The 26,270-nt window shown below is 54.7% G+C and carries 18 protein-coding genes; 7 read left to right on the top strand and 11 right to left on the bottom strand.

Features of this window, described 5'->3' with window-relative positions; genetic code table 11:
- Window positions 1-43: 43 nt before the first annotated feature.
- Window positions 44-1,300 (bottom strand): IS4 family transposase, encoded by a 1,257-nt coding sequence (locus H9S92_RS02135; RefSeq protein WP_187465081.1) that lies wholly within the window; start codon window positions 1,298-1,300, stop codon window positions 44-46.
- Between the two features lie 570 nt (window positions 1,301-1,870).
- On the opposite strand from H9S92_RS02135, the gene H9S92_RS02130 reads away from it, so the two are divergent.
- Window positions 1,871-2,833 carry an ATP-grasp domain-containing protein gene (locus H9S92_RS02130; RefSeq protein WP_187465080.1) on the top strand — a complete coding sequence of 321 codons (963 nt, stop codon included), beginning with the start codon at window positions 1,871-1,873 and terminating at the stop codon, window positions 2,831-2,833.
- Window positions 2,834-3,037: 204 nt separating this feature from the next.
- On the opposite strand, the gene H9S92_RS02125 is transcribed toward H9S92_RS02130, so the two are convergent.
- The 4 genes from H9S92_RS02125 to H9S92_RS02110 all read right to left on the bottom strand — a co-directional run bounded on the left by H9S92_RS02125 (window position 3,038) and on the right by H9S92_RS02110 (window position 5,911).
- Complete coding sequence (locus H9S92_RS02125) at window positions 3,038-3,739, bottom strand: hypothetical protein (RefSeq protein ID WP_187465079.1); 702 nt, start codon at window positions 3,737-3,739, stop codon at window positions 3,038-3,040.
- A 174-nt stretch (window positions 3,740-3,913) separates the two neighbouring features.
- A complete protein-coding gene (locus H9S92_RS02120; RefSeq protein ID WP_187465078.1) occupies window positions 3,914-4,912 on the bottom strand; it encodes a hypothetical protein in 999 nt (332 codons plus the stop codon).
- Between the two features lie 4 nt (window positions 4,913-4,916).
- Window positions 4,917-5,543, bottom strand: coding sequence for a hypothetical protein (locus tag H9S92_RS02115; protein WP_187465077.1), 627 nt, complete (start codon window positions 5,541-5,543; stop codon window positions 4,917-4,919).
- Window positions 5,544-5,605: 62 nt separating this feature from the next.
- The gene (locus H9S92_RS02110) at window positions 5,606-5,911 is read right to left on the bottom strand and encodes a helix-turn-helix domain-containing protein (protein ID WP_187465076.1); all 306 of its coding nucleotides are present in this window, start codon (window positions 5,909-5,911) and stop codon (window positions 5,606-5,608) included.
- A 332-nt stretch (window positions 5,912-6,243) separates the two neighbouring features.
- Between H9S92_RS02110 and H9S92_RS02105 the strand changes: the two genes are divergently transcribed.
- Window positions 6,244-8,892, top strand: a complete 2,649-nt coding sequence (locus tag H9S92_RS02105; protein ID WP_187465075.1) for a CHAT domain-containing protein — start codon at window positions 6,244-6,246, stop codon at window positions 8,890-8,892.
- Between the two features lie 8 nt (window positions 8,893-8,900).
- On the opposite strand, the gene H9S92_RS02100 is transcribed toward H9S92_RS02105, so the two are convergent.
- From H9S92_RS02100 to H9S92_RS02090, 3 genes are read right to left on the bottom strand one after another with little or no spacing between them, the layout of a single operon-like run.
- Window positions 8,901-9,656: a hypothetical protein gene (locus H9S92_RS02100; protein WP_187465074.1), complete on the bottom strand. Its 756-nt coding sequence runs from the start codon at window positions 9,654-9,656 to the stop codon at window positions 8,901-8,903.
- The gene (locus tag H9S92_RS02095; RefSeq protein WP_187465073.1) at window positions 9,649-10,434 is read right to left on the bottom strand and encodes an anti-sigma factor; all 786 of its coding nucleotides are present in this window, start codon (window positions 10,432-10,434) and stop codon (window positions 9,649-9,651) included. Before H9S92_RS02095 ends, H9S92_RS02100 begins: the two co-directional genes overlap by 8 nt.
- Window positions 10,427-10,999, bottom strand: coding sequence for an RNA polymerase sigma factor (locus H9S92_RS02090; RefSeq protein WP_187465072.1), 573 nt, complete (start codon window positions 10,997-10,999; stop codon window positions 10,427-10,429). The genes H9S92_RS02095 and H9S92_RS02090 overlap by 8 nt, the downstream gene beginning before the upstream one ends.
- Before the next feature lie 626 nt (window positions 11,000-11,625).
- Between H9S92_RS02090 and H9S92_RS02085 the strand changes: the two genes are divergently transcribed.
- From H9S92_RS02085 to H9S92_RS02075, 3 genes are all read left to right on the top strand, one after another.
- Window positions 11,626-12,075, top strand: a complete 450-nt coding sequence (locus H9S92_RS02085) for a hypothetical protein (protein ID WP_222935938.1) — start codon at window positions 11,626-11,628, stop codon at window positions 12,073-12,075.
- A 111-nt stretch (window positions 12,076-12,186) separates the two neighbouring features.
- On the top strand, window positions 12,187-12,558 hold the full coding sequence (locus H9S92_RS02080) for a VOC family protein (RefSeq protein WP_187465070.1): 372 nt from the start codon (window positions 12,187-12,189) through the stop codon (window positions 12,556-12,558).
- Between the two features lie 331 nt (window positions 12,559-12,889).
- Window positions 12,890-14,593 (top strand): gliding motility-associated C-terminal domain-containing protein, encoded by a 1,704-nt coding sequence (locus H9S92_RS02075; RefSeq protein ID WP_187465069.1) that lies wholly within the window; start codon window positions 12,890-12,892, stop codon window positions 14,591-14,593.
- 51 nt (window positions 14,594-14,644) lie between these two features.
- On the opposite strand, the gene cydB is transcribed toward H9S92_RS02075, so the two are convergent.
- The 3 genes from cydB to H9S92_RS02060 all read right to left on the bottom strand — a co-directional run bounded on the left by cydB (window position 14,645) and on the right by H9S92_RS02060 (window position 17,792).
- Window positions 14,645-15,751, bottom strand: a complete 1,107-nt coding sequence (gene cydB, locus H9S92_RS02070) for a cytochrome d ubiquinol oxidase subunit II (protein WP_187465068.1) — start codon at window positions 15,749-15,751, stop codon at window positions 14,645-14,647.
- Between the two features lie 13 nt (window positions 15,752-15,764).
- Window positions 15,765-17,147 (bottom strand): cytochrome ubiquinol oxidase subunit I, encoded by a 1,383-nt coding sequence (locus tag H9S92_RS02065; protein WP_187465067.1) that lies wholly within the window; start codon window positions 17,145-17,147, stop codon window positions 15,765-15,767.
- Between the two features lie 255 nt (window positions 17,148-17,402).
- Window positions 17,403-17,792, bottom strand: coding sequence for a DUF983 domain-containing protein (locus H9S92_RS02060; RefSeq protein WP_187465066.1), 390 nt, complete (start codon window positions 17,790-17,792; stop codon window positions 17,403-17,405).
- 150 nt (window positions 17,793-17,942) lie between these two features.
- On the opposite strand from H9S92_RS02060, the gene H9S92_RS02055 reads away from it, so the two are divergent.
- A complete protein-coding gene (locus tag H9S92_RS02055) occupies window positions 17,943-19,190 on the top strand; it encodes an NAD(P)/FAD-dependent oxidoreductase (protein ID WP_187465065.1) in 1,248 nt (415 codons plus the stop codon).
- Between the two features lie 341 nt (window positions 19,191-19,531).
- Window positions 19,532-26,251: a proprotein convertase P-domain-containing protein gene (locus H9S92_RS02050; protein ID WP_187465064.1), complete on the top strand. Its 6,720-nt coding sequence runs from the start codon at window positions 19,532-19,534 to the stop codon at window positions 26,249-26,251.
- Window positions 26,252-26,270: the final 19 nt, after the last annotated feature.

The following is a 26,270-nucleotide window of genomic DNA, read 5'->3' as shown; positions in this document are numbered from 1 at the left end:
GCTACTCTCCCTACACAAGTTTTGGGGCAAAAATCATTAGAAATTAGGGTGATATTTGACTGTAGATCAATTTAAACCCTTCGAGTCGTTGCTTGAAAATCTTTAGCCCGCTAAGCAATGTGATCACGCCTGGGGGTCTCACGTTGATGTTTCTTGGTGTCCAGCCTCCTAGTCGGGCGATAATCCATACAGCCCAAGCAATACTATTGGTAGGGTTCTGGTTGGCCTGGCTAGCCGTACGTCCTTCCAGTTTAGGGAGCAATGCTTTTAGCAAGAGGAGTTCTACATTATCAAAGACGAGCCTGGCACTATCTGAAACGGTTAGTGTTCGACCTTGTCGCAACGCCAGCACCTTGATTGCCTCCCCGTAAACCAAGTAGATTAGTCGTTTGAGTGCCATTCCACTACTAAATTGACTTTTCTCCAGCTCGAACCCCTGACTTTTAGTGAGGCGAAAGAAGTCCTCTATCCACCAACGCTTGACGTACCACTCGACAGCTTGAAGTGCCTGCACCAAGTTTGTTACCTCATGAGTAGTGTACAGATACCAGTGGAGAGGTTCTTCCCCTTCGGCCCTTTCCCCCGCTTCTATCTCTTTGACTTCTATGGCCTGTATGGAAATTGTAGCTGGATGATCTTTTTTCAGCCGATGTAAACTAGAAGGACAAACAACTTCTACAGTTGACCACCTGATGGTCATCTGGGCGGTGCGGTCGCACCGTTTTTTATTGCCCTTGATTTCCAACTCGTACTCCCCTTGCCAGGGCTGGTCGTCCAGATAGGCATGAAGCAACTGTCCATTGGCTAATTTACGGTTTTGTGCACTTCTGATCAACAACTTAACCCGGCTATCAAAGGGGTGGGCGAAGAGCTCATACATATCGGCTTCCCGGTCAGCAATGGCTGTAAAGTTTTTCACCTTTGGCATCTTGGCCACACTATCCTCTATTGACTTGATCCAACGGTAAGAATGCTTTTCGGTGATGGGCTGCTTGGTATAACCCCTGTTTGCTTTCAGTTCCCGATCCTCTGGCAACTGGTAGATTGCTAAGTCGGTAATCCCAAACGGAATCCCCGTTGCCTCATCGAAGCCCAAGGTCGGATGCACGAACAGACCCAGCGAACGGTTATCCCCCAGAACGCCAATATCGGCATCATCCGCCGAAAACCGCCCTCGGTGTGCCTCGAAGTTGTACTGCGTGGTGTCTTGAACCAACACGACATGATCCAAGTCTTGCAAGTGACAAGGTGCTGAGAGTAACTCTCCCAAGTCTTCCAGCGTGACATTTTCATTGTTCATAAACCGTTCTGTGGCTACTTGCTCGGCCTTGTTCGAGCCGAAGCGGTTTACAACGCATGTCAGGCTCAGACGGATCAGCGAGCTGATCTTGTCAAATCTTTTTTTAAACGAATCTCCATGAGGTAAATATGCGATGTTTTAACGAATAAACTTGTGTAGGGAGAGTAGCTCCATGGGAGAGGGATGACCCTCTCTCGTCTTTTTCTTGTTTGAGGGAATATTTCAAGTACCCAGAGCGAAATAGGAGGTTACCACTCCTACGAACCGAGGCAAAACATAAATTTTTGAAAATCAACTCCTCAAGACATTAGAGCCACAGCTCACAGGTCATCCCTCTCCGTTGGAGAGGGACTGAGGGAGAGGGATTCGCAAATAACTGATAATCAACCCCTGAAACAAAAGAAGCATCCGTTAACGAGTGATGGATCCAATGGTCACTCTGTAATGACAGTAATTCATAGTCCCTACCAACCACTTTTTGAAAGTCTACAGTGTAGATAAGAAAATCAAGGGAGAGCATTAACTCTCAACTATTTTCTTACTTTGTGCGGGTAAAAAATACCCAGCTTCATGAAGAAAATCGGAATCCTCTACGGCCGTGAGCGTTCATTTCCGCCCGCCGTCATCCAGCGCATCAACGATATGAACGTCGACGGCATCCGCGCCGAACCCGTTCAGCTCGATAAAGTGGGCCAGGGCCTCAACCCGGGATACTCCGTCATCATCGACCGGATCAGCCAGGACGTGCCCTTCTACCGGGCTATGCTGAAGAACGCCGCCGCCACGGGCACGGCCGTCATCAACAACCCTTTCTGGTGGAGTGCCGATGAGAAGTTCTTCAACAACGTGCTGGCCGTAGGTCCGGCCGGCGTCCCCGTCCCCAAAACCGTCCTGCTGCCCAGCTACGAGAAACCTACGGATACGTCCGACGAGAGCTTCTCCAACCTGGTGCATCCCCTGGATTGGCAGTCGATCTTCAACTACGTCGGCTGGCCCGCCTACATGAAGCCCCACGACGGCGGCGGTTGGAAATCCGTCTACAAACTCCGCAGCCCCGAAGACCTCTGGAAAGCCCACGCCGAAACCGGGCAGTTGGTGATGATGCTGCAGGAAAACATCGACTTCACCAGCTACTTCCGCTGCTACTGCATTGGCCGGAAGTACGTCAAAATCATGCACTACGAGCCCCGCAACGAGTTCCTGGACCGCTACAACTGCCACCACGACGTGAGCGACGAGCTGATGCAGACCATGCACGACTACGTCATTCAACTCAACGAGTGGCTGGGCTACGACTTCAACACCGTAGAATTCGCCGTTCGCGACGGCATCCCCCTGGCGATTGACTTCTGCAATCCCGCCCCCGATGCCGATAAATTCAGCGTCGGCCCCGAAAACTTCGACTGGGTCATTGAGCACGCCGCCAAGTACGCCATCGAGCGCGCCCAGGCCGCCGAACCGGGCAAGATGAACCTCACCTGGGGTAAATTCATTTCGGAGTCGGTGAATGGGGGGTATAGTTTTGGGCGGTAGGGATGCTGATTGTGCTACTTCGCGAGCAAATTATCCCTTTGCTATATTCCAAATGAATGAAGTAGGCGAACCCTGGTGTTGGGGTTCGCCTACTTTGTTTTGAGGGGATGCAACGCTAGATTAGGCTTGCTGTGGATGGGGGGAAGTTGCAGGGTGGGTTGCCTTATGAATTTATTTGAAAGCAAGGGGATTTCTTGGGTTCTGTTACTGTCTTTCCATTTGGCTATTGAGTAGTTTTTGTACTGCCAATGGATTTGGAACATTCTTGGAGTTGGGGATTATTCGAACTTCAGCAGCTAAGTGTAAGCGGTAGTAGATATCTGCCATGAAAGATTCTTTACTGATATTGCTACTATCGGCATAAAAATCTTTCCCATTTGTTTGGACGAACTGACAAATATCTTTCCTCGCCTTTTTGCAAACATCGTAGCTGACTGATGCTGCTTCGCACTTTTCTTGTAATTCAAAAACGGAAAGTGAATAGTGAGTAATGATGAAAATAAAGAGGGTGGTTACAAGGCATATTTTCAGCGTCGTATTGGTGTTTTGCCAGCCTCTATTGATGGCAAGTAAATTTAAAAAAGCTGCGATGATAGCGGCTAATAGGCCAATCAGGGTAAGTCCAGCTAATCTGGGGTAGTTTTGCTCTATGGTAGTAACGTAGTCGTTATCTAACTTGGTAGTAAGATTGTAAAGTTGATTAAGCTGCGGGTACTTTACGGTGTCTTGTGTTGCCATTATCTGGCTCATGCTTTTTAAAATTGATTCCTCAGCCGATTTAAATCCATCCAAATCTTTATCGGCTAGGCAATAGCCGATAAAGCCTAAAATGCTGAACACAAACAGTAAGGCGACTATAGTCGTGAAAGCGCCTATAAATTGTAGCCATTTATTGTAATCCCACATCGTTTTTTTATTTAATGTTGAAAAAATGATTATCGTTCCGTTATCCTATTAGTGGCTAACTGACTAAGTAGCACCAAGTAAATAACTGCCTGATTTGAGCTACCGGTATTTAAGGTTTTCGGTATTCATGCTATTTCTAAGCCAGGCAGTTATTGAGTCGGCGTCACTGTGTATTCATTTACTCATTTTTTGAAGCTGTTCAATCGTGTTTCGAAGCTGTTTCTCATCAACGTCTGCCCAGTTTCCTTCCAACGGCTTATTTAGGATAATTAGATAATCCTCCTTGAATTCTTTAATGGAGACGGTGAATTTGCCACGGAGTGCGGTCAAACGAATTCTAGCATCCTCCATGTTGCGGACAAACTTGAGTGCTTGTTGAATCTTTTGATTATCGAGGAAAGCTTCAAGGTCACTGAAATTGAGTTCATCTGATTTTGAAAATAGATTACTCAAATCTTTAAAGGGAGTGTCTCTGCTAATTGAAAGTAAGGTTAGGAATTTTTCGTAAGCGTCCTTTGAGAAACCTAGTTCTTCCTCCATGCTTAATTTTATATAATCATTACTCCTTTCAAGTTTAATATTTGCATTGTACATATCGGTGTACAATTCTTCATATTTTTCCACTTGATTGACGAAATTCGCGATTCTCTCCTTGTTGATTACCTCTCTGGTTGCTACGAACATTTCCTTCGGTTTCGTTCCAGTCAACGTAGTTGCTACAAACCCTGAGGCAATGTCTACTACTTTACTGATAATTCCAGACACGGGGTTGGTGCGTAACAAAGCAGTTGCCAGCGGATTCTTCAAGACTTTATCAAGTATATCAGTTAAACGCTGCTTTTTTACTTCTCCGTCTTCTTCCTTGAGTAGCGGCTCGAGAAATGCTTTTTGAACAGCAGCCTCGATAGCTTCCATAAAGCTGAAACCTAGTTTGGTGCCCACTGGATTATTGATGTCTCCAATGAATGTTATTATTGAAGAGAGGCTTAACTCTCGGAGTAAACTCTCGTAACCATCTTGTAAAGAACGCGCATCGGAAATTGCTGCTTGGAAAAGTTGATTGACGTTTTTGTACTTTTCCCTTACGTGCACTAGTCTTTGAGCTCTGTCTTCGGCTACTACAGCCCGTAAAGCAATAAGCTCTGCTTTTAACACTTCAAGTTCAGGTTCCATATTGTTATACTTTATCGGTGAAATCTGCTTCGTTCAGCAAAGTGTATGTAAAGCGTTTAGCAATTGTTTCAGCGGCGAGTGTACATAGTAACATGAACTCTTGAAAATGCCGCTCATTAGCAAAAATGGTACACCCTTGAGAGTAATCTCTAGTAGAATCATCCTCGCTCCCGTTTTTCGAGATTTTGTGAATGTTGATACCAATGCGAGATCCTGACTCAACAGTGTTTTCGTCAAGCAGCAATGTTCCCGATCCGGTATTGTTCCTGTATACTTTCACTCCAGTAGGATGATCATAGTCTTGGCATAGGGCCAAGTATTTTCCCTTGTGGGGCCTGATCGTGTATGCGCTGACGTATTGCCCTTCCTTCAGAATAGCTGTTCCCGAGGGGTGTAAGGGGGATATTAAATAGGTTACGCTGGGGTCAGTAGTAACTGGGTAATAAAATGCTCTCCAATAACCCTGAAATCGGTGGAAAACGACGAGGGTGTCATCGAAAGATTCGGGCACAATGTTCCGATTACGGATCCCTACGATGTTTAGATTGTAATCGAGATTTAGCTTGTCATAAACCTGATACTCTTTTGAAAGCATCACTTCGATCAAGCGTGGAATGGATGGAGTTATCATCTTGTGAATAGATTTATTTCAAAATTACTGGATGGACGAACGGCCTACAGCCAAATAGCCCCTCAAACCAAATCAAAAGCCTGCCCCCAGCGCAGTGCTTCCACTACGGATTTGATTTCCAGCTGTCGCCAGATGTTGTTGCGGTGGGTGCGTACGGTGTTGACGGAGCGGAAGATTTTGCTGGCAATTTCTTCGTTGGTCAGCCCTTGGCAGATGAGGGTGAGGATTTCCACCTCCCTTTCCGATAGGCTAGCAAAACGTCGTCGGTTTTCACGGGCGAAGGTTTGCAATTCGAGGATGCGCCAGAGGGAATTCGGGGAGACCTCGAGGCCATCGGTAGGGGAGATGAAAGGATCAGGTTGTTGCATTGGTGTATTTCTGGACGGGTAGTTTGGTGGCAACAAGCGAAGGCATCCGCTGCTCGCCAGCCACTTTTTATCCTTCGTTCAGGACGTTTTGTGTAGACTTAGTGCACTGGGCCCAAAAACGTAACCAGTGTTCCGACGCTTTTTTTTTTATTTTGTTCCGGCTAAGTCCAGTTTCTCGGTGAAAAGGCTGGCTTTATGGGGTGTTCTCCACCCTCCATTAGCGTTCCTTGCACCTGCGTCCGCGCCCCAAAGGCCTACACTACCCAGTAAAAATGATTGCATTACCGTACACCCTTAATTATTTTCGACTCCAGTTGGGGAAAAAAGTTGGGATGATTGGAACCTGCTGTACGCTCCTGCTGCTTGGTTTCGGCTGCCAGCCTAAGCCTCCACAGCAGCAGCTGTTGCACCAGCAACTGCTCGATAACCAACTCAGCGGACAAGACACGGTGCGGAGGAAATTACTGGCCGAAACTGCCGCCGCAGCGCCGTTAGTGGCGGATTTATCCGGACCGTTTCTGGTCTACGCCGCAGAACACGCCTACGAAACCCTCCATTATGAAGATGCCCTCGAAATGGGCCGCCACGCATTTTGGTCGCTTACTGCGGAGTCTTCCGATGAGCAGCTTCCCGCACTCTACCGGGCGGCGAGCCTTCTTTGCAAACTGCATTACGAATACTGGAACCATACCGACAGCATTGCTTTTTACCAGGGGCTGGCCCGTGAATTCCGGCGGGAATTGCCGGAAAGTGAGGCCCTTGATCTCGATCTTGCCCTCCTCGAAGCGATGAAGCTCCGGATTAATTACAATTGGCCGGTCATTGAGGATTTGGTAGATAGTGTTCGGGCCGACCCATCGTATGCCCGGTTGGAACTGGCCGATACCAAGGCCCAGCTCTCCCTTTTACTGGCCCTCAGCCTCCGTAAGCAACGGGGTGATGTGAGGTCCGAGGCAGAATTGATGCAGTTATTTGCGCGCTCGCGCCAAGCGAATGAAGAGGCCATTGCGGAATACGGGCAGTTTGCCTCGCCCCGCATTGGGCAGGCCCTCGAAGATTTTGCGCTTTACCAAGCGGTCTTGGGCTCCGACGAAGAATTTGCCGCGGCTTGTGCAGCGTTGGACGCCAGCCAGAACCCGGCCTACCCCGAGCGGTACGGTTTTACTGCCCGCCTGAAAGGATTTCGGATTAGCCAACGAGACGCAGTGGCGGCTTTGGCTTACTACCAGGAAGTATATCCCCGGATCCCCGCATTCAATACCTTATTAACGGACGAAACCAATTACTTCCTGGAAGAAGTGGCCAAGCAGCAAAAAGACCACCAACAACTCTGGAGGCTAGCCGCCGCCGCTGTGCAGAACGGCCGCTGCGCCCGTCTAGGCGCAATCGCCCCCGCTCAATTGACGGAGCAACTCCCCAACACCACCGTTTGCAACAATGTCTTAATTGACTTGACGGTGGCTAAGGTGATTGAATACCAACAAACCCGCAACGAGGAAGCGCTGGCTTTGGCCAACCACTATAGCGACTACTTACTGCGGCACTGGACCTCCGACCAAACCGGAACTACCGATAAAGCGCTGCTTTACCAATTTGATGGCTGGGGGGCGGAGGGTCTTGACGCCGCAATAGTTGCCGCCTTTGAAAATTGGAAGACGAAGCCAGGTCGCGCGGAAGCACTGGCCCTTTTCCAACGCATGGATGCGGCCAAAGCCTTGTTATTGCGACGGGAGTCGGCCAAGCGGGACGAGAAATTAGGTTTGCCCAGGCACGTGCTGCGGGACAGCTTGATTGGCTTGGAACAGCAAATTGGGATACTAACGGCGGCCGGAGAAGCTGCCGGGCCCCGCTTTGCTGCGCAAGTAGCACCACGACGCGCCGTGCTCAGCGCTGCACACGCTACACTATCCAAACGGCTGGGCGAACTCGGCGCGGCCGATAATACGGGACTTTTGCTCAAGACGGATTTGCCCGCCGCTGCCCAATTGGGTCAGGAAAATGTGCTGGCTTTTTCTTGGACGAAGTCGGGAGTTTTTGCGGTAGCGGTAAATGAACGGGAGGCCATTGCTTACCAGATTGAAGCGGATGGATTGGAGGAGGAAATTGCATCTTTTCGTTCTTTGCTGCAGAATATTCGTCCGGGCAGCGGAGAAATTGCCAGTTATCACGAGCTGGCGCACCGCTTGTACCAGCGTTTGCTGCTTCCAGCAGATGCTTTGCTGGCAATCAACAAACCGCTGCTGATTTTGCCGGACGGGCCACTTTCTGGCCTGCCGTTCGAGGCTTTGCTGACGGAGAAAAAACCGGCGACTGCTGTTGGTGCCCAATCTCCTTTTTTCCTGCGACGACACCCAATCCGCTACGCCCCCAGTTGGGCGGTGGATCGAATAGACACCGGGAGAAACGTCTATTTGGCGGAAGAAAGTGACATTGGATTGGTGGCCCATTCGCTGCTGAAGACGTACTTCCAGGCGACGCACGATACCCTGCGGGCCAGGGGACGCCGGTATGTAGAGCACGTCGGGAAGGCGGATCGGAACACACTCCAGCGCTTGGTGGAGGGGGCCAACATTGTTCACTTTTCAACGCATGCGAAAGGTAACCCGGACCGTTTGCAGGACAATTACATCTTTTTATCCCCCCAAGACAGCATCAATGCCTCCCTGATTGAGGACCTAGACTTGCGGGGTAAACTCATTGTCTTGGCGGCCTGCGAAACCCAGGTCGGGCAACAACGCTTTGGGGAAGGTACTTTCAGCATCAGTAGGTCTTTTCGTCTGGCTGGGGCGGGCCACGTCATTTCCAGCCTCTGGCAGGTGAAGGGGAAAGCCACGCAGGAGTTATTGCTCGAATTCTACCGACAGCTCTTCGATGGACATTCCCCGGCCGAAGCCCTTTGGCGGGCGAAAATGAAGCTGGCTACGGGTCAAGGGACGGAGGGTTACTGGTGGCCGGGGGCTTGGGGTGGGGTGGTGGGGTGAGGGAGGGATCATGGTCGGGGAGTGTTTGAAACTATTTGATGGCCCATGATTTCAGTTAACCAAAAATTTGGTGTTATATCAGGGTAAACAATGGAAGAATCTACTTTGACCCCGTCTGAATTGGGTGGATACTTTGCTGGACCGTCCGAAACACTATCTTGGCATAATGCTATGATACCGTCTTCCGTACATGCTGAGAATTTATTGTTTCCTTTTAGCTTGTAATCTAAATGGGGCAAATTTTCGGGTTGGCCTATAGTTTTTTCTCCTATAAAGTCATTAAGATTTTTAGCAGAAACAACTAGCGTGTTAGTAGACCCAAATAATCTTACTACCCAAGCACATCTATTTGGCCCATTCATTTCCGGCGCATTCAGGTTTTCCTTATTGTGAAGCTCAATTTCTTGAATTAATTTTGTATATTTGTCTTTGTAAAAAAGACATGGTTCTACGGGGGAAATGGCTCCTGCTGTATGTTCTTTGATATTATCCAAGATGATGTATTCGTATTTGGCTTTAAGTTCCATTACAGGGTTTGTTACATTTGGAGGAAGAATGATATTATTAACTAGGTCGTAAGGTGGTGTTAATTTAGCCTCTGAGAAAGTGTAGTTTACATTTAGAAGGGGAAGGGTCATTTTGGATCTGTCGACTAGAATATAGCCTTGCTTTTTATTGCCGCCACCTACAGAATACTCGATGCTTTGAAAATTGCCACGTACTTCTAGTATTTTGTGGAATTGGCCAGTTTGATAATTAGTCATAGATTTTATCTTTTAATTTAGTTAAGGGTGAGAATTTTTGATTATTTGAATTTTCTTCAATGAGTTTGCGGGCCTTTTGGACATCTCCATTACTAATGAAGGATAAGGCTCTGAAATATGTTGCCTCCTCGCGAAACGCTTGAAGAGTTTCAATGCTAACTACCAAGTCCAAGTATATCATCGCCCTCTCCCCATCCCCCATCCCCAATGCCGCCACCCCTGCGTAGAGCAAGTTCAAGCTGTCTCCGCCCGTGGCTACGGTTTCCAGCAGGAGGGGCAGTGCGGTGGCGTAGTCCCGGGCTTCGTAGGCGGCCAGGGCGCGTTCTTCCAGGGTTTGCTCGCTGCCCAGGTGGAAATTTTCGCTGGGCAGGTGGCGGAAGTATTCTTTGACCAAGTCGGCGTAGACGGTGTTTTCCGTGGCTTGCTCCGTCGGCGGGGGCGAAGTGGTAGTGGTTTCCGTACCACTTAACCACTTCCACGCCAGCAGGGCAGTGAGCAGCAACAATAAAGCAATTATTGCGTACCACAACCAAGCTCTATTGCTTTCAGTCGCTGGTGGATCAATGCGTTTTTCATCCAGCGCCTCTTTTACCAGATCACGAGTTGCTTGGGTGGGCGTGGCGACGAAGCCTTCCCGCTCCATCAACTCCCACTGCCGCACGGCACTAGCGAAAGCAGGGTCATCGAGCAACCGACTACGCAGCGTACGTTCTTCCTCCGGAGAGACCTCCCCGTAGGTGTACGCTTCCAGCAGCTCAATATCCCGGTCATCAAGCATTAGAGGAGGATTTTTTGGTTTGAGTCGCTACCCCGATATTTTCCCGGAGTTGCTTCATGCACTTGCTTTTCTTGTTTCGCAAGACGGCGACAGACTCGTAGTGGCCTTTGGTCAACTCCAGAATCTCGGCAAAAGAAAGTTTATCAAAATAAAAGAAAGTGATGATTTGACGGCAAGCAGCACCGAGTTCCCGCAAATGCCGTCGCAGGGAACTACGCACGGCTTCAATTTCCTCATTAATTCCCTCCTCCTCATAAGAATACCCCAACGGCGGCCGCTTGGCCTTGCGCTGCTCTCCCCAGTGGATGAATTTCATGGTCGAATTCAGGTAGGTGCCCAGGGAAGCGTCTAAGGTGGTGAGCCGACCCGCCTGAACATTATCCACCAAAGCAATCAGGGCATCCGAAAACAACTGCTGCGCTTTTTCTTCACGCTGCGCTTCGGTTGTCCCGATTACCGACTTAAGCGCAAAGGCAATGCAACGGTCCTTCCAAGCACTGACTATCCAAGTCAGCGCTCGTCGGGTATCCTCCCGCAACAAATCAAGCAACTCAGGATTGGACATTAACTGGGGGGTAGTGTGTTTAAACGTAAAGATATTCCCAAAGTCTTAAATTGTCAAGTCCGCTGCTCATTTTTACGCTCTATGCATTACCGGTTCTACTCCAGCAGGGTGGTTTTTGCGTGAATCGGCGGACTGAAGCCGAGAGGCTTGGTGGGAAAATTGGGCTGGAGCACATGATTTTGGATCGGCTACAAAATAAGGACTAGGCAGGCTAACCCTTCTCGCTCGCCCGAACCTCCCGCCGGAACTTTCCCCAAACCCATGCAAAGACCTTATGCGCCAAACCCCTCCCATCAATCTGAATCCAACAACGGGTGAGTTCAGGTCGGGCAAAAGCGCTGTGCGCCATGGTTTGAAGCTGCCCGGGGAAGGTGAAGGTTTTTTCCAGCGCTGGACGGCATAGACCAAGGGCTACTATTCCACAGCTCGCAGGCGAAAGAAAGAGCCGTACGTAGGAAACGCAGGCGGACCAAGCCTAAGAGAATAAAAGAACGTGTGGAAACGCACACCATGCTGTAAAGCACTATCTTTATCCAGTCCTGGTTGCTAAACACACCACTTTGCTCCCCTCCTTTAAATAGAACGGCCTTATGGATATGTTACTTTTCCTCTTGTTTGGCGCATACATGACCTACCTCCTGTACAAATGGAAGCGCAAACCTATGAATTGGTGGTTTGGCAAGGACCAAGTGAAAAAGGAAGTCAATGCCCAGGCCAACAGGGGTTTATCAGAACAACAAATAAAACGAATCAGCATCATTCAACGGGCTTTGCTTGAGGTAAATGATACCAGCCTGGAGGAAACCCTGGACAATTTCAGAAAGGACCTGAACCCAGACAGCGAAATTGAAATTTGGGAAGCCATTGCCGGAGCCTGGCAGCACGTGTTCCGGCAAAAGCCTGCTGCCAGCCTGGAAGAAAAGCAGGAGGTGTACCGCTTGTTGCTGTTGCGCTCGAGTATGCCGGGGGAAGAAGTGCTGGCACAAACCAACCTGACCACCTTGACCGAGGCAACTGCAAAGGAGGTGCTGGAGCTCTATAACCTTAATCACAAGCCGTTTTTGCTCGTCGGCTAGCCCGTTAACCGTACCTTTTGCGAGGCTTTCTAGCGGTGTAGGGGTTGGGCGTTTTGAGCAGAAGCCTTAAATTGCTAACGCTTTTCTTAGCATCACATAAGCAGTACCACCATGAAATTAGGCGCATTTTCAATAAGTCTTGCCGTAAAAGACATTCGTCAGTCAAGAGAATTCTACGAAAATTTAGGGTTTTCAAATTTAGGTGGCGACCTCAATCAAAAATGGCTCATTATGAAAAATGGGAATGCCATTATTGGCTTGTTCGAAGGGATGTTCGAGAATAACATCATTACTTTTAATCCAGGTTGGGACGAAAGCGCACAGAATGTGGAACCTTTTGATGACGTAAGGGTCATTCAGGAACACTTGAAAAAATGTGGCATCACGTTGACCTCGGAGGCAGACACCAGCACTAGTGGACCTGCCCACATTACCTTAAGTGATCCAGACGGAAACAATATACTGATTGACCAACATCGGTAGGTAAAGTTACTCCCCTTTTATACTCATAAGGAAAAATAATCCTTAGAAGGAGACTCTGATGGAAGTCTAGCCCTTTCCCCCTTCCCTTGCTCCTTGTCCTTTCTCCCCCCTTCGGGGGGCCGGGGGGGAGCACCTGCGGCCGCGCCCATTTCCCATTCCGCCCCCGCGCTAATCCCCCCCCCAACCCCAGAGCGCTGCACGCCCTACCCACTTTCTGACGAAAACTGTCTCGCGGGAGGCGAATTGGGTGTTGTGCCTTGTTTCGTATTGCCGGAGAGCGGAGTTTTGCGATGCGAAAAGGGGCTACTGAACCCTGCCCTCCGCCCTCAGGATGAAAAACGGAACTTTTTTACGCGCTGCTGTCCTCAGCGGCCTGGTTGGTCTTTTGTGTCCCGCCATCGGCCAAGGCCAGTGCACCAACCTCGTGCCGAACGGCAGCTTCGAAATTTTCAGTGCCTTGCCCGACGACGACTGCGACTGGTTTCTGGCCACCGGCTGGACGAACGCGGCAACGAGCAGCGAGTGCAATTCCTCCAATGGTTCGCCGGATTACTACCACGAGCTTTCGCCGGGAGGATTTGCCTCGACGCTGCCGAGCAACCTCTATGCCACCCTGGATCCTTTTGACGGGCAAGCGGTCATGGGCCTGGGCGGCTACCTGTCTTTTGCCGCCGAAGCGAGGGAATACCTCGGCATTGAACTCACCTGCCCGTTGGTCCCGGGAGCTACTTACGATTTGCAATTTCAGATCACTACAGGAAGCCCCAACGTGGATGGCTTTTTCACCGACGGCTGGGCGGTGGCGCTGACCGAAAATCCGCTGCTGCAACCTGCGGGCACCAACGGCCCCATTACGGGGGTAACGCCCCAGTTCAGGATCAACGGCGTGGTGGCCAACCCCGGATGGCAAACGGTAAGCTTCACCTTTACCGCAACGGAGGCGGCGCGTTACCTGACCTTCGGGAATTTCCTCACGGACGCCCAGCAAACCCGGCAGCAAAATGGTCCATCCGTCGCATTTGCCCTCGCCTACGTTTTCGTCGATGCCTTTTCGCTGACGCCAGCGGGGGCGACACCCACGTTGGTACTTGAAGACATCACCCGGTGTACGCCGCCGACCGCCGTAGACATCGCGCCCGGCCCGTTCGCCTGCGCCACTTACGCGTGGTCGACCGGAGCGACCACCCCAACCATCACCCTCACGGCCGCCGGAACGTATGGCCTGACGGTCACCACGCCCTGTGGGATTCTGACGGATGATTTTACCCTGACCTTCGGCGGGGCAGCGGCAACGATCAGCGAGGAAATCTGCGCGGGGACGCCCTTCGTCCTTAACGGGCAGAGCTATACGACGGCGGGGACTTACGTCCAAAACCTGACGGCCGTCAATGGCTGTGATTCGACACTGACTTTGGAATTGAGCGTGGTGCCAGCGCTAACGGAAAGCATTACGGAACAGACCTGCGCGGGGACACCCTTCGTCCTAAATGGCCAGAGTTATACGACGGCGGGGACCTACGTCCAAAACCTGACGGCCGTCAATGGCTGTGATTCGACCTTGACTTTGGAACTTAGGGTAGGTCAGGCGCAGGAGGCAACGCTCACGGCCCAAGCGGAGCAGGGGACACCTTTCGTGCTGAACGGAGAGGTGTACACCAGCTCGGGCACTTACGTGCAAAACCTGACGGCCGCCAATGGTTGTGATTCTGTCCTGACGCTCAACTTAAGGGTGGGCGAGGAGAATATTTACATCCCCAACGCCATTTCTCCGAACGGCGACGGCATCAATGATTTCTTCAAACCCTACGCGGGCATCGATGCGCTGCTGACGGTCCAAAGTCTTTTGGTATTCGACCGCTGGGGAGGCAATGTTTTTGAATTGTCGGGCCCGAGCCCGCTGGCGGAGTTGGTGGGTTGGGACGGCAACTCCCGGGGTAAAGCGGTAGCGCCGGGTAACTACGTTTACCAGTTGGTCTTGGAACGGCCCGATGGTAGTAGGGTGGTGCGGAAGGGAGAATTGGTGGTGGTGGATTGAGTGCTGGTTGTGCCCTTTGAATACAAGCTGTGCCAAAGCGCTGAAGTCGAGCTAATAACTATGCTCATCCATCTTCACCTTGCCCCAGAAGGTCTTGTACACGAAGGCGGTGTAGCCGACGGCCAGCGGCCCACCGATGAGGACGAAAGTCAGCATGATGCCCAGCGATTTATTGGAGGCCACGCCGTTGTACACCGTAATGCTGTTGCCCACGCCGCTGGAATCCAGCAAAATGATCGGGTACAATTCAATGGCCACCGTAATTAATAATAAACCGACCGTCAGCGCACTGAAAAGAAAGGCGGAAAGGTATTTCCGTTTGGTCACCAGGCGCGGAATATTGGCGATGGAAAGCACCGCCAGGGCCGGAATGATGAATAAGGAAGCGTTGCTGCGAAAATCGTCCGATAAATGCGGAATGTACAGCAGGGTATAGAGCGTGGTGAGAATGAATAAAATGATGAAGGCGATGATGGAACGTTGCAGGAGTTGGTTGACCTTCGCAAAAAGCCTTCCTTCCGTTTTCATCGTCAGGTAAATCGCTCCGTGCATCATAAACAGGGCCAGGGTGGTGACGCCTACCAGGAGGGCGTATGGATTGAGGAAACTCAGCCAACTGCCGGTAAATTCGTGGTTCGCATCCAGTGGCATACCTAGCAAAACATTGCCCAGCACCACGCCCAAAAGCAAGGCCAGCAGGGCACTGGAAACGCTGTAGGAAACGTCCCACAACTGCCGCCACCACGGCATCGGTTCTTTGCTGCGAAATTCGATGGAAATGGCCCGGAAAATCAGCGCAAAAAGAAACAGCATCAAGGGAATATACATCGCCGAAAAAAGGGAGGCATAAACGACGGGAAAGCCCGCGAATAAGGTACCCCCGCCAATGACGAGCCACACCTCGTTACCGTCCCAAACCGGGCCGACGGCGTTGAGGGCAATACGCCGGCTTTCTTCTTTGCGGAAGAAAAGGTGCCAGGCACCAGCCCCGAGGTCAAAGCCATCGAGAATACCGTAGCCGGTAAAAACGGCGCCCACCACCAGAAACCACAGCGTAGGGTAATCAATGCCCGCCACCGTGGAATAACCGCTTGCGGCGTCGGTTCCGCAGGCCTGAAAAAGGAAAAGGAGGGGGAGGAATCGGATGAGATGGTGCATAGTGAATGGTATTTTAAATCTCTCCGCCGGCCACGCGGGCCATGTCTTCTTGCAGGGGCCGGTCGGGCGTATCGCTTTCGTCGTAGGGACCGTGCTTGATTTTTTTATTCAGCAGGTAGAGGAAAAGCACCAGCAGCAAGGCGTAGATGATGGTGAAGCCGATCAGGGAAAACAGGACTTGGTTGGCGGTGACGACGGACGACAGCGCGTCGGAAGTCCGCAGCAGGCCGTACACCACCCACGGTTGCCGGCCCATTTCGGCGGTAAACCAGCCGAATTGGTTGGCCAACTGCGGTAAAATGACGGCCCAGGCGAAGATGTGCAATAACCAACGTTGCTGAAAAAGCACGCCACGCCACCAGAAAAAACAGGCCAGCAGCGTCAGCCCGATCAGGGCCATGCCGATGGCTACCATCAGGTGGTAAAATTGAAAAACGGCGTTGACCTGGCCGGGGCGATCCTCCTCCGCAAAGGCGTTGAGGCCGGTGACGGGGGCGGAAAAATCCTGCTCCAGCAAAAATCCTAGTCCGCCGGGAATGGCAATGCCGCTGGTTTTTTGCTGATTTTTATCGACCCAGCCGAAGAGATAAAGATCCGCCGGCGCGCTGGCTGCGAAGTGGCCTTCCATCGCCGCCAGCTTAGCAGGCTGGTATTCGGCTACGTATTCGGCGCTGCGGTGGCCGGTAAATAATTGGGACAGGCTAAAAATCGTAGCCACCGCCAGGGCAATTTTGAAGGCCTTTTTTGACAATTCCACGTAGCGCCCCCGCAGCAGGTAATACGCGTGTACGCTGAGCACCAGAAATGCCCCGGCCAGAAATGCGCCGATCCAGACGTGGGTGAGGCGGTCTACGCTGCTGGGATTAAAAACCATGGCCCAGAAATCGACAATCTCGGCCCGCACTTCCATCCCCTCGCCCACAATCTGGTAGCCCGCTGGCGTCTGTTGCCAGCTGTTGGCCACCGTAATCCAGATGGCCGAAAACATGGAGCCTAGAAAAACGCCGATGGTGGAAATAAAGTGCACCGTGGGGCTCACGCGGTTCCAGCCAAAAAGTAATACCCCGAGAAATCCACTTTCCAGGGCAAAAGCGAAAATGCCTTCGGCGGCCAGGGCACTACCAAAAATATCGCCCACGTAGCGGGAATATGTGGCCCAGTTGGTGCCGAACTCGAACTCCATGACGATGCCCGTGGCTACGCCGATGCCGAAAGTCAGGGCGAAAATTTTCGTCCAAAACCGCGCCAGCGTTTCGTATTCTTTATTGCCCGTTTTCAGGTAGAGGCCTTCCATAATCACCATCAGCAGGCCAAGACCGATGCTCAGGGGCGGATAGATGTAGTGGAAGGAAATGGTAAATGCGAATTGAATTCGCGCGAGTATTTCTACGTCCATAACAGAATTGCTTTATTGTTCGGACAGGGATATTCGGCAAATGGAACAGCAATCCCCAGCCTACTTGCGATCTTTTCTAAAGTGGAGCAGTCAGTGCCCGACGGGACCGACAAAATATTGCTTTTTTATTACTATCCGTGCACCTGCGTGCGCGCCGAAAATACGCTGATTTTTTGCGTAATTAGGTGCAGCTTTCGCTTACATTTTGCGCGGCCGCAGGTGTAAGGTAAGTCTTTTTGAGCGAGGGACGTCTATTTATTTCTCCGCCGCAATCTTGGCTTTTTCGGGCCGGAACCCTACGATCAGGTTGAGCCAGAAGGCCCGCGAAAAGCGGAACCACCACACGAAAAAGACGCCTACTACGGCGATGAGGATGAAGAAGGAGGCCAGCAGGCTGTAGTCCAGCACCCAGTGCGTGAGCATCACGATGCCCAGGCTGATGAAGGCCGAAAAGATGTAGGACATGAACATGGCGCCGTAGTAAAAGCCCGGTTCCGGCATCAGGTTGGCGTTGCATTTCGGGCAGCGCTCGTGCATTTCGAAGGGCCGCTTGAAGCTGAAGGATCCCGTGGGGAACATGTCTCCCTGGTGGCATTCGGCGCATTTGTGGCGGAACATGGCTTGGGCATCTTGGATCCAGGACATAAGGCGGGGGGCATTGGTGCGCTACCTGCGCACGGCTCGTTTTTCTTGGGGCAAAGGTCGGTTAAAAAGAGCAGTTGCTACTGTGATCCGGGTCACAAACCTGCGTTGGCGAAGGTCCTAGCTTTGTCAAAACTTAAAGTCAAAGCAATCATGTCAACACATCATCAAGTGCTCATCATCGGTGGCGGCACCGCCGGCATCATGGTGGCCGCCCAGCTGATCGAGCAGCAAAAGCTCACCCAGGTGGCCATCATCGAACCCGCCGAAACGCATTACTACCAGCCCGCCTGGACGCTGGTGGGGGCGGGTACCTACGACTTTGCCAAAACGGCCCGCCCCATGGCCTCGGTCATGCCGGCCCAGGCGACCTGGATAAAGGACCGGGCGACGGGCTTCGACCCCGCCAACAACAGCGTCCACACCGCCACTTCCGGCACCTTTACCTACGATTACCTGGTGGTGGCTCCCGGCCTGGCCTACGACATGAGCCTGGTACCGGGCCTGGGCGAGGCGTTGGGCAAAGGCGTGGTCTGCAGCAACTACACCGATGCCCGACACACCTGGGAGGTGGTGAAAAACTTTAAGGGCGGCACGGCCCTTTTCACCCAGCCCACTACCCCCATCAAGTGCGGCGGCGCGCCCCAGAAGACGATGTACCTCTCCGACAGCTACTGGCGCAAAAACGGGGTCCGTGAGAAAAGCGAGGTGGTGTTTGCTACCGCCGGAACGGTCATCTTCGGCGTCCCCGAGATCAAGAAAACCCTCATGGAGGTGGTAGACCGCAAGGACCTCAACCTGCGCTTCGGCTACCAGCTCAAGAAAATCGACGGTCCGAACCGCATCGCCTGGTACGCCCTGGCGGACTTCGCGGCGGAGCACAACCACAAGAACGTGAAAACGGAAAGGGATGGCGACCTGACGGGCATCCACTTCGATATGCTCCACACGGCACCGCCCTCCGTGGCCCCGAAATTCGTGCAGGATTCCCCCTTGGTCAACGCCGCCGGCTGGCTCGACGTAGATCACCACAGCATGCAGCACAAGCGCTACCCCAACATCTTCGGCCTCGGCGACGTCGCGGCCCTGCCCACCGCCAAAACGGGGGCGGCCATCCGTAAGCAGGTGCCCATCGTGGTCGATAACCTCGCGCTGCTGATCAAAACGGGGAAGCTGGGGACGATGTCCTACAACGGGTATTCGTCTTGCCCCCTGGTGACGGACTACGGCAAGATGGTCTTGGCAGAGTTTGACTACGACAACAAGTTCATCCCCGACCCCAAACTGAAGCAGCTGCTGATCAAAGACAGCTCCAAGGAACACTGGCGGCTGTGGATGCTCAAGAAATACATGCTCCCTTACCTCTACTGGAATAAGATGATGAAGGGACAGGACGTGTAGCGCAGGCGCCAACGCGGCAGGAATTCATTTTTACATCCTTTTATTAGTTTTTCCGGGGCGAGTGGCTTGGCTGCTCGCCCCTTTTTTTGGGCGTTTATGCAGGGGGATGGGTTTTGGTATGGTGCCTGATCCGTCAGGTACGGCCTTGATTAGTCACGGAGCGGACAAAGGCGAAGTGATTGTCCACACTAGCCGGAACTACTTTCCCTGAACACGGTCTGATTCTAACATCGACAGGGGAAGCATTACCTTTAAGGCAGTAGGAGCCAGCTCCCGCAGTAGGGTTTTAAGGCATCAATGGGCGAAAGATGAGGAACGCAGCAAGATTCAGGGGGTGGTATTTGGCATATATCTTGTTTCCCACGGCGCTCTGGGGGCAGGTTTTTCAGGGAGAGCAGAATTTGCCGATCCCCCCTAACGCAGGCTCCGGTGCTACCGTAGGCATAACGGTATCTAATGCGAATGTCACCGGGGTCGGCACCTTGGGCGGCTGCCGGACCCTGCAGCGCGTCCTGATCAATGTCCTCCACACCTGGACGGGCGACGTAGCCATTTTTCTGATCAGCCCGGCAGGGACGATACTCGAACTTACTTCGGGGAACGGGGGAGCGGGCAATAACTGGAGCAACACGGAATTTAGGGACGATGCCCCAACTAATATTGTTTTTGGTGGGCCTCCTTACACCGGATCCTTCCGGCCCGAAGGACGGCAGCAAAGCCTGACACCTCCCTTCTCCAATGTCCCCGCCCTGGAAACGTTCACGCTGGCCGGCACCTTCGCCGGCGAAAATGCTGACGGCAACTGGCAGCTGTACGTAAACGACTTCGTTTTTGCCGATATAGGGGAAATACTGAACTGGGAACTGGAATTCTCCACCAGCAGCTCTGCCCTGGACGTTACCCTGGACGCCAGCGCCACGGTGGCCTGCCCAGGTACTCCCGTAGATCTTTCAGTGGTCGGCGTCATTCCTCCCGGTGCCACGTATTCCTGGTCTACGGGAGCAGCAACCCCTTCCATTTCCGTCAACCCCACCACCCCAACCCTGTACCGGGTTACCGTAACCGACGGCGGCTGCGAAGTGGAACTGGAACAACTCATCGAGCCAGCACCTGCCCTGGATCTGGGCGCTGACGAGGAAATTTGTTCCGGGGAATCCATCAGCCTGAGCAGCAACGGTAGTGGTCCCGTCACCTGGAGTACCGGCCAAACGGCGGCCACGATCAACGTGGCCCCCACGACAACGACGACCTACACCGCCACGGCAAACTTCGGTTCTTGCACTGTAACGGACCAAATTACCGTGAATGTCCTTCCTCCCCCCAACGTGGCGGCGGGCCCCGACCAAAGCATCTGCGCCGGAGAGTCTGTTGTACTGACCGCCACCGGCGACGGGCCTTTCACATGGTCCAATGGCCAAACTGGTGCCAACATCACAGTCAACCCCACCACTTCCACCACCTACACGGTCCGGGTCGGCTCGGGGAGCTGCCAATCCACCGACTTCCAAACCGTAACGGTCACCGCCCAGCCTACGCTGGATCTGGGTGGCGACCAGGTCTACTGCGCCGGCGAAGCCACCACCCTCACCGCCTTTGGCTCCTACACGAACGTGGTCTGGAATACGGGCGCAACTGGCCCGACGATTCCGCTGCACACCACCGGCACCCAGGTCTATACCGCCACGGCCAGCAACGGCAATTGCTCCGTTTCCGAATCCGTCACCATTACCATCACCCCCGCCCCGCAAGTGACGGCGGGCCCCGACCAAAGCATCTGCGCCGGAGAGTCTGTTGTACTGACCGCCACCGGCGACGGCCCTTTCTTTTGGTCCGACGGACAAACCGGCGCCAGCATCACGGTCAGCCCCACCACGTCCACCACCTACACGGTCCGGGTGGGTTCGGGCAGCTGCCAATCTACCGCTGACCAGGCCGTAACGGTCACCGCCCAGCCGACGCTGGATCTGGGGGGCGACCAGGTCTACTGCGCCGGCGAAGCCACCACCCTCACTGCCCTGGGTTCCTACACGGACGTGGTCTGGAATACGGGGGCAACGGGACCGACGATTCCGCTGCACACCACCGGCACCCAGGTCTACTCCGCCACGGCCAGCAACGGCAATTGCTCCGTTTCCGAATCCGTCACGATTACCATCACCCCCGCCCCGCAAGTGACGGCGGGCCCCGACCAAAGCATCTGCGCCGGAGAGTCTGTTGTACTGACCGCCACCGGCGACGGGCCTTTCACATGGTCCAATGGCCAAACTGGTGCCAGCATCACAGTCAACCCCACCACTTCCACCACCTACACGGTCCGGGTCGGCTCGGGGAGCTGCCAATCCACCGATGCCCAGGCCGTAACGGTCACCGCCCAGCCTACACTGGATCTGGGTGGCGACCAGGTCTACTGCGCCGGCGAAGCCACCACCCTCACTGCCCTGGGTTCCTACACCAACGTGGTCTGGAATACGGGGGCAACGGGACCGACGATTCCGCTGCACACCACCGGCACCCAGGTCTACTCCGCCACGGCCAGCAACGGCAATTGCTCCGTTTCCGAATCCGTCACCATTACCATCACCCCCGCCCCGCAAGTGACGGCGGGCCCCGACCAAAGCATCTGCGCCGGAGAGTCTGTTGTACTGACCGCCACCGGCGACGGGCCTTTCACGTGGTCCAATGGCCAAACCGGTGCCAGCATCACAGTCAGCCCCACCACTTCCACCACCTACACGGTCCGGGTGGGCTCGGGCAACTGCCGATCGACCGATGAGCAGACCGTAACGGTTACCGCCCCACCTACGCTGGATCTGGGGGGCAACCAGGTCTACTGCGCCGGAGAAGCCACCACCCTCACTGCCTTCGGCTCCTACACGGACGTGGTCTGGAATACGGGAGCAACGGGCCCGACCATTTCGCTGCACACCGCTGGCACCGAGGAATATACCGCCACGGCCAGCAACGGAAATTGTACCGTGTCGGAAACCGTCTTGATTACCATCACGCCGGTTCCGCAAGTGACGGCGGGCCCCGATCAGAACATTTGCTCAGGGGAGACAGCCGTCTTGACCGCTACGGGCGATGGCCCTTTCTTTTGGTCCAACGGCCAAACTGGTGCCAGCATCACAGTCAGCCCCACCACTTCCACCACCTACACGGTCCGGGTGGGCTCGGGCAACTGCCGATCGACCGATGAACTTGCCGTAACCGTAAGCCCCCAGCCTACGCTGGATTTAGGGGGCGACCAGGTCTACTGCGCCGGAGAAGCCACCACCCTCACCGCCGTCGGAGATTTTACGAGCATTCTCTGGGGGGACGGCCAAACCACCCCGACCATCGCACTACAAACCGAGGGGACGCAAACGTACACGGCAACGGCCAGCACGGGCAACTGCTCCGTTTCCGCCTCCACAACGATCACTGTACTGGACGTCGTTTCGGCGGATGCGGGCCCCGACCAAAGCCTTTGTGCGGGGGATACGCTGGCGCTTACCGCCAGTGGTTCCGGCCCTTTCACCTGGAGCACCGGCTTTACCGGCGAAACCATCTTGGTGAATCCCCTGCGGGACACCAGTTTCGTAGTGGTAGCGGGTGCGGGAAATTGCCAGGTTTCCGATACGGTGGCCGTGGAAGTCAGGCCCCTGCCTACGCTTGATCTGGGTGGCGACCAAGTCTACTGCGCCGGAGAAGCCACCACCCTCACTGCCGTCGGAGACTTTACGGACATTCTCTGGGGAGACGGCCAAACCACCCCGACCATCCCTCTGCAAACCGAGGGGACGCAAACGTTCACGGCAACGGCCAGCACCGGCAACTGCTCCGTTTCTGCTACGTCAACGATCACTGTACTGGCCGTCGTTTCGGCGGATGCGGGCCCCGACCAAAGCCTCTGTGCCGGGGATACGCTGACACTTACCGCCAGTGGTTCCGGCCCTTTCACCTGGAGCACCGGCTTTACCGGCGAAACCATTTTGGTGAATCCGCTGCGGGATACCAGTTTCGTAGTGGTTGCTGGTGCGGGGAATTGCCAGGTTTCCGATACGGTGGCCGTGCAAGTCAGGCCCTTGCCTGAGGTAGCCCTCGGTCCGGATGTGTCCGTTTGTGCGGGCGAAGAGATCACCCTGGCCAGCCAGTTTCCGGCGGCTGCTTACGACTGGAGCGACGGATCGTCCGCCAGCACCCTCACCTTGCGGCCCGTCGCCGGCGGGGATTTTGCGCTCACCGTTACTTCCGCCGCCGGCTGCTCCGCCGCCGATACCCTCCGCGTTGCGGTACGCGCACCGACCATCAATCTGGGACCCGACCGCGTGATCTGCCCGGGTGATTCGCTGGTCTTGACCGCGCCAATCGCGGAAGCCTACGCCTGGTCGACGGGCAGCCAGGAGCGCGTACTGCGCCTGGCACCTACGGCAGACCAAACCGTGAGCCTGCTGGCAACCATTGAGGGGTGTACGGCCAGCGATACCATTCAGGTGCAGGTGACCAATGACTTTGTCCTTTCGTTCGGGTCCAACCCGAATCTTTGTCCGGGAGACAGCATCACGCTGCGGCCGCAGGGCACTGGTCCGTTTCGCTGGAGCACCGGAGAAGTCGCCGAAGAAATCACCGTCCGGCCCGCAGCCAGCGCCTTCATTTCCGCGTCCGTGGGGACGGGAAACTGTGCGGTCACTGATTCCGTCTTCCTAACGGTTTTGCCCGCCGCGACGGCCGACCTCGGGGCGGACCAAAGCCTTTGTCTGGGCGAAACCACCGACCTTATTCCCCAGGGGGATGGGGTGGCCTTTGCCTGGAGCAACGGCGCGGCGACTAGTACGCTTACAGTACAAGCGGATACTTCCGTCAGCATCGGTGTAGTGGTGACCAACGCGGCGGGCTGCACGGCCTCCGATACCATCAATCTGGACGTCACCGTCCCCCGGCTGAGCCTGACGCCGGTGCCAGAGATTTGCCCGGGAGACACCATCACGCTGCGGGCCGCAGACGCAGAAAGCTACGCCTGGGAAAGCGGGGAGATTACCCCAGCAATCAGGGTCAGCCCCACGGCCACTACGGTTTACCGCGTCGTGGGATTTACGGAAACTTGCTCCGTCACGGATAGCGTACGGGTTACCGTGCGCCCCCGGGCCAGCGTTTTTGCCGGGGAAGACCGCAGCATCTGCCCGGGAACGTCGACGCTGCTCACCGCGAGTGGTGACGGCCCTTTCCGGTGGAGCGATGGCACGGTAGGGCCCGAACTGGAGGTAATGCCCCAAACTGCGCAGACCTACTTTGCGGTGGCGGGCGCGGGCAACTGCCAGGACACGGCTTTCGTGCGCGTAGATCTATTTGCGGAGGTCAGCGCGGAGCTGGGGGCGGACCGGGAAATTTGCCGGGGCGACAGCGTTGCCCTGCGCGCACAAACGGGTACGGCTGGCTTCAGCTGGGCCGACGGTGACTTCGCCGCCGAACGGCTGGTCATGCCCACGGAGACCACCACCTACCGCATCCTGGCCACCGAAAATGGCTGCACCGCCAGCGACTCCGTCACGGTAGTCGTCAACGACCTGCCGACACTCGGACTGCTGGAAACCGACTGTGCGCCCGATAATCTCAGCTACTCGGTCACCCTGGCGGTGGCGGGTGGAGCGCCGCCTTACCTGGTCAACAATGCAGCGGTCACGGATACGGTAGTGCTCGGGGGTATTGTGAGTGGGACTCCTTTCACGGCCCTGCTTACGGATGCAAATAATTGTGCAACGACGCTCATCGACGTGGTGGACTGCGGTTGTACGGAGATTTTTTTGAGGGCGCCGGAGCGCGGGTGCAATGGAAGTCTTGAAAGCAGAGATCTGACGGCACTGTTGCCCCCCGGAGCACCCCCCGGAACGTGGAGCGTGGTAAACCCGGACGCAAACGGACGCCCCTTCGTCAGCGGTGCCAGCCTGTCGCTGGCGGGCACTACGGCCGGCCAATACGTCCTTCAGTACCTCCCGGACGGGGCCGCCCTGGAGTGCCTCCCTGACTACCGGGTCGTCATCGAGATCGAAGACCCGCCCAGTGCCGGCGTACAAAGCACGGTCGAAGAACGGTGCGCCGCCTCCGCCGAAAGCCTGGACTTATTCGCGGAATTGCTGGGGGCAGCGGCCGGGGGAAGCTGGGAAGCCGCCTCCGAAAACACGGTAAACAACCCAGCCGTAGACCTCAGCAGCGGGAGCTTCCTCCTGGCCGACCAGCCCCCCGGTGAATACCGCTTTCGCTACCGGGCACCGGAGGGCGCGGGTTGCCCGGGCGGGGTGGCCGAGGTCGTCATCCGACTCGTAGGAATTGAAGTAGACGGGGTCGCCCTGCCGCCCGACTGTGCAGACGCCTGCTCCGGCACCATCCTGGTAAATGCCCCCGACCCCACCTGGCGCTACGCCCTCGACGGCGGAGTACCCGCCGCCGAAACCCGCTTTGGGGGGCTCTGCGCCGGCACCTACGCACTCCGCGCGGAAAACGACCTGGGCTGCACCGCCACCCTGGAACTGCGCATCCCGCAGGTAAACACGCCGGAAATAGTCGTGCTGGGGAATACCAGCCTGTTGCTGGGAGACAGTACGGTCCTGCGTTTGCTCAGCAATGCCCCGGCGGATTCGGTGGTCTGGAGCCCGGCCGTCAATTGTCTTGACCCCGCGTGCCAGACGGTTTCCGTCCGCCCGCAGGAAACGACCATTTATTCCCTGCGTTTCATTTCCGCCTTTGGCTGTCCGGCCGATACGGTTGTACAGGTGGAGGTAGACGAAAGGGTAGGGGTGTACGTCCCCACCGCCTTCAGCCCCAATGGCGATGGCATCAACGACCTGCTTACCGTGTACGCGGGCACGGCGATCCTGAGCGTGGAGAACTTCCGTTTATTCGATCGCTGGGGCGGGCAGCTGGTCAATTTTCCGCAGATTCCGCTCGGCGATGCCTCCTTCGGATGGGACGGCAATACCAACGATGGCCGCCCCCTGCCGCCCGCCGTGTACGTCTACCAGTTGTCCTTTACCCGCTTGGATGGGAGCAAGGAGTTGGTGACTGGGGAGGTGACTTTGGTGCGGTAGTGGGTGTGTAAAAAATAGA

It is taken from the genome of Neolewinella lacunae (assembly GCF_014349155.1).
Classification (GTDB): domain Bacteria; phylum Bacteroidota; class Bacteroidia; order Chitinophagales; family Saprospiraceae; genus Neolewinella; species Neolewinella lacunae.
The sequence above is the reverse complement of the archived record's forward strand: the minus strand, read 5'-3'. Positions and strand labels throughout refer to the sequence as shown.